The following is a 3,046-nucleotide window of genomic DNA, read 5'->3' as shown; positions in this document are numbered from 1 at the left end:
TATTTTATTTATCATCCCATCAATTTTTACAATTATCTATGTCATTTTTAAATCTTCCTTAGTTTTTATTAGTAAATAAGATGCGTTTGCCCTGATTGTTGGATAGGTTGCATCCAAAAATCCTGCGATCGCTACAATGGGAAATTCTAACCCCTTCGCAGCTTTAAGCGTAATAACTTTAACACCTTGTTTATTTAAGTCCAAGTCTTTGCTAGACATGAAATGCGCTTCTAAACCTAAGTATGAAAGTTGACCAGCTATTTTTGTACCAGCACTTTCTGTCGGCACAATTACGGCACAAGCGTTAATACCCAACCGAAATTCACGGGCAGCACCTTTACAAAATCGTACCAGTAGTTCTGCTTCATCCCCTGGATTATTTACGGCACGGACAGCCGGTGGTGGGCCATTGTGGATATAGTCTCTAGTTGGGGAATGGGGAACTTGTACTGAGTGCAGTCGAAGTATGGGGGATGGGGAATGGGAAATTTCTCCGATTCCCTCATGATCTAAAATCGAATTTGCCAAGTAAGATATTGCAGCTTCGTTAATTTCGCGGGTGGTACGGTGATTAAGGCGCAATTTTTCTCCAATATTTGCACCACATACTCTTTAGGGATAGCTAAGAGTTGATTGGTGAAGGTGGGTTTGTGGATAATCTCGAAGATCATGGTAGATGGGTATCTATACGTAGATATGATTAGGTTTTTTTAAGTGTTATTCAAAATTATACTCAATGGGGAATTGGGAATGGGGAATTGGGAATTGGGAATTGGGAATTGGGAATTGGGAATTGGGGATGGGAATAATAGATGGGAGTTTGGTAAGGGTGTTTGGGGATGGGAAGACCGGATTTTGAAGATTTGGAAGTTTACAGGTTATCAGAAAAGTTAGCGAATGAAATTTGGCACATTGTCAAGCAATGGGATAATTTTGCTAAAGAGACAATGGGTAAACAAATCATTCGTTCAGCAGATAGTGTTTGTGCGAATATTGCAGAAGGAAGAGGACGTTATAATTACCAAGATAATAAGCGTTTTATTAGAATAGCTAGAGGCTCTTTATACGAAACAATAAATTGGCTGAGACTAGCTTATTCTCGTCAGCTTTTGACAGATGAACAAATAGCGAAACTCAAACCAATCATTAACGAATTACCGCCAAAACTCAACGCTTATCTAAAATCCCGCACCAACTAATCCATCCCCAATTCCCCATTCCCCATTCCCCTCAAAGTTTATAATTATTATATCAGTATACATTTGGGTGAAATTAGTGGCTTTTGACAACGTTTGTAAAATATTAGCAGAGAAATATCCAACGGATTTTGCGCGTTGGCTGCTACCTCATGAACCGCGACAAATCAAAGTATTAAAAACTGAATTAAGCATCGAACCAATTCGAGCCGATTCTGTCACTTTTTTACAAACAGAGAATCGTATTTTGCATTTGGAATTTCAAACAAGAGCAAAATCTGAAACTCCCATTCCTTTACGAATGTTGGATTACTTTGTCAGGTTAGTGCGACAGTATGATGTTCCAATAACGCAAGTAGTGATTTTCTTACAAGAGACAAGTAACGAAATCGCTTTTACCGAAGAATATGTAAATGAAATGACACATCACCGCTATCGTGTTGTCAGAATGTGGGAGCAAGATTCGGCGTTATTTCTGGATAATCCTGCATTATTACCGTTAGCACCTTTAACACAGACAGATTCACCCCAAAGGTTATTATCGCAGGTTGCCCAGAGTGTTGCTAGAATCTCAGATAGGGAAACTCGGCAGAATATCGCCGCTTACACAGAAATATTAGCAGGTTTGAAGTTTGAGAAGGATTTAATTCAGCAATTTTTAGGAGAGGAAATTATGCAAGAATCTGTAATTTATCAGGATATTTTGCAGAAAGGAGATAAGCAAGGTGAAGAACGTACAATTATACGCCAGCTTAATAGACGGTTTGGCGAAATAGATTCATCATTGATTGATAGAATTAGAGTGCTATCTGTTGAAAAGCTAGATGATTTAGCAGAAGGATTACTAGACTTTTCAGAAGTATCTGATTTAGTAGCTTGGTTAGACGAACAAGAAAGAAATTAATTTCAGGTGTTGATAAACTATAAAGTGATAAAGTCGGAGTTTTTAACTCCGGCTTTTTATATAGTCCGTATTCATATAAATTAAAGTAAATCTAAATTACTTAATATTTTTACAACACTAGACTATTTATTTTATAGTAAAAACGTACTATATTAATATCCGATCAATTATTGAGTGAAGATTTTATGCAACAGTCAGTCAATGATGAAGATATTTTATATCCAGGTGTATATCATTTATTTAATTGTTTAGTTCGTAGTCGTTTTTGTGATATTAGTGAACTTGAGGAAGAAATACCTGGAATATCCGAACGCATTCGCGGATTGAATCTGCAACAGTTAGAAGGATTTGCAATAGCTTTTATGGAATTTACAGACGCAATTGATTTAGAGGTTTGGTTAGATGAATATGAACATGAAAAGGATTGGGAAAATCGCTTTGTAAAAAAGGTATTTAATTGGTGAAAACTTATAACCCACCCTGCCAAATTCTAGTTACCCTTTTCCCCAAGGGAGAAGGGGCTAGGGGATGAGGGCTTGAGCAATTGCGTCTAAAACAAACTCGATATCATCAAATATTTGCTCATTACTAAAGCGGATTACAATAAACTGATTAGATTTTAACCAGTTTTCTCTGATAGAATCTTGAGTTTGCTGATTTGCATGAATACTACCATCTAACTCAATAATTAATAACTTTTCGTGACAATAAAAATCAGCGATATATCTACCAATATTATGTTGTCGGCGAAATTTTGTATTTAATAAACGTCGATTTCTTAAACATTCCCATAATATTTGCTCTGCTGGTGTTTGTCGTTTTCTTAACTCGCGGGCGCGTTCTAATAATAGTGGCTCTTCAGTACTTATTATGCCAAACTAATAAATAAAATGCCAATTTAATAAACATCTAACTCTAAAATTTTCAAAATTTCTAAATCCATAAC

At 36.2% G+C, this 3,046-nt stretch carries 6 protein-coding genes; 4 read left to right on the top strand and 2 right to left on the bottom strand.

Annotated features, from left to right (window positions below; genetic code table 11):
* Positions 1 to 36 precede the first annotated feature (36 nt).
* A complete protein-coding gene (locus tag V7K27_RS07855) occupies positions 37 to 582 on the bottom strand; it encodes a 3'-5' exonuclease (RefSeq protein ID WP_334945937.1) in 546 nt (181 codons plus the stop codon).
* A gap of 168 nt (positions 583 to 750) precedes the next feature.
* Between V7K27_RS07855 and V7K27_RS07850 the strand changes: the two genes are divergently transcribed.
* The 4 genes from V7K27_RS07850 to V7K27_RS07835 all read left to right on the top strand — a co-directional run bounded on the left by V7K27_RS07850 (position 751) and on the right by V7K27_RS07835 (position 2,564).
* Positions 751 to 894 (top strand): hypothetical protein, encoded by a 144-nt coding sequence (locus V7K27_RS07850; RefSeq protein ID WP_334945935.1) that lies wholly within the window; start codon positions 751 to 753, stop codon positions 892 to 894.
* Entirely contained in the window at positions 840 to 1,199 is a 360-nt protein-coding gene (locus V7K27_RS07845; protein WP_334945933.1) for a four helix bundle protein, read from the top strand. The genes V7K27_RS07850 and V7K27_RS07845 overlap by 55 nt, the downstream gene beginning before the upstream one ends.
* 76 nt (positions 1,200 to 1,275) lie before the next feature.
* Positions 1,276 to 2,100, top strand: coding sequence for an Rpn family recombination-promoting nuclease/putative transposase (locus tag V7K27_RS07840; RefSeq protein ID WP_334945931.1), 825 nt, complete (start codon positions 1,276 to 1,278; stop codon positions 2,098 to 2,100).
* 185 nt (positions 2,101 to 2,285) lie between these two features.
* Positions 2,286 to 2,564: a DUF4351 domain-containing protein gene (locus tag V7K27_RS07835; protein ID WP_334945929.1), complete on the top strand. Its 279-nt coding sequence runs from the start codon at positions 2,286 to 2,288 to the stop codon at positions 2,562 to 2,564.
* Between the two features lie 57 nt (positions 2,565 to 2,621).
* On the opposite strand, the gene V7K27_RS07830 is transcribed toward V7K27_RS07835, so the two are convergent.
* Positions 2,622 to 2,969: an endonuclease domain-containing protein gene (locus tag V7K27_RS07830; RefSeq protein ID WP_334945939.1), complete on the bottom strand. Its 348-nt coding sequence runs from the start codon at positions 2,967 to 2,969 to the stop codon at positions 2,622 to 2,624.
* Between the last annotated feature and the right edge of the window lie 77 nt (positions 2,970 to 3,046).

This window comes from Nostoc sp. (assembly GCF_036919575.1).
In the GTDB taxonomy this organism is placed as follows: Bacteria; Cyanobacteriota; Cyanobacteriia; order Cyanobacteriales; family Nostocaceae; genus Nostoc.
This window is presented reverse-complemented; position numbering and strand designations above follow the sequence as displayed.

Bases quoted from the DNA above. Each gene is read 5' to 3' on its own strand.
- V7K27_RS07845 (WP_334945933.1), top strand. From the start codon at position 840: ATGGGAAGACCGGATTTTGAAGATTTGGAAGTTTACAGGTTATCAGAA.
- V7K27_RS07850 (WP_334945935.1), top strand. From the start codon at position 751: ATGGGGAATTGGGAATTGGGAATTGGGAATTGGGAATTGGGAATTGGG.
- V7K27_RS07835 (WP_334945929.1), top strand. From the start codon at position 2,286: ATGCAACAGTCAGTCAATGATGAAGATATTTTATATCCAGGTGTATAT.